1 protein-coding gene and 1 pseudogene are annotated in these 805 nt (G+C 72.8%); both read right to left on the bottom strand.

Features of this window, described 5'->3' with window-relative positions:
• A pseudogene (locus tag J7528_RS23695) lies at positions 1 to 103 on the bottom strand (flagellar motor switch protein FliN); the annotation flags it as partial.
• 5 nt (positions 104 to 108) lie between these two features.
• Positions 109 to 753 (bottom strand): flagellar assembly protein FliH, encoded by a 645-nt coding sequence (locus tag J7528_RS23690; RefSeq protein ID WP_291879764.1) that lies wholly within the window; start codon positions 751 to 753, stop codon positions 109 to 111.
• Positions 754 to 805 lie beyond the last annotated feature (52 nt).

Below are 805 nucleotides of genomic sequence, written 5' to 3'. Positions count from 1 at the left end.
GAAGATCGCGGTCGGACGCGATCTTGTCGCTGAGTTCGACCGGCATCTCGGAGGCCAGCATCGTGCCGCCGAATTCGTCGAGGGTGAGGTTGTCTTCGGACATGGCGGTCAGCTTTCGCTAGGCAGAAGGGGTTCGGCGTGGAGCCCTTCGGCCGCGATCGCGGCTTCCAGGGCTTGGGTGACGCGGGCGGCCGCGTCGGTCGGGTCGAAGGCCGCGCGGCCGTCGCCCCAGTCGAGGACGAAGGCGGCGCCCGGCAGGTGGGCGTCGGCGCGGGCCAGGATCTGGCCCGGGAAGCCGATCGCGTCGGCGGTCTGCTCCAGGGCGGCCTGGGTGCGCTCGACCAGGTGCGGGGCGACCCGCACGGTCAGCTTCGGACTGGCCTCGACCTCGCGGGCCAGGGCCGACAGGGCCGCCTGGGCCGGGCTGGCCGGGAACTGGTCCAGGGCCGCGTCGGCGATCGCCCGGCCGCAGGCCAGGGCCAGCATCGCCGAACCCTCGCGGTGCTCGTGGGCCACGGCGGTCAGGGTGGTGAAGGCGCCGTGGATCGCCTGGCCGATGGCGTTCAGGGCCATGGCGGCCTCGCGCTCGGCCTGGGCGACGGCCGACTGCTCGCCGGCGGCGTAGGCCTCGGCCTTGGCGGCCTCCAGCTCCTCCAGGGTGAAGTTCTTCTTCACCCGCGCGGGCGCGGTCATGCCGCCGTGGTCGTCGAACACGGTGTCGAAGGTGAAGCGGCGGGGGGTCATGTCGGTCATTCAGCCATCCCCCTAGTAGATCAGTTCGTCTTCGGCGCCGGCGCCGGCCAGC

This window comes from Caulobacter sp. (assembly GCF_017744445.1).
Taxonomy (GTDB): Bacteria; Pseudomonadota; Alphaproteobacteria; order Caulobacterales; family Caulobacteraceae; genus Caulobacter.
This window is presented reverse-complemented; position numbering and strand designations above follow the sequence as displayed.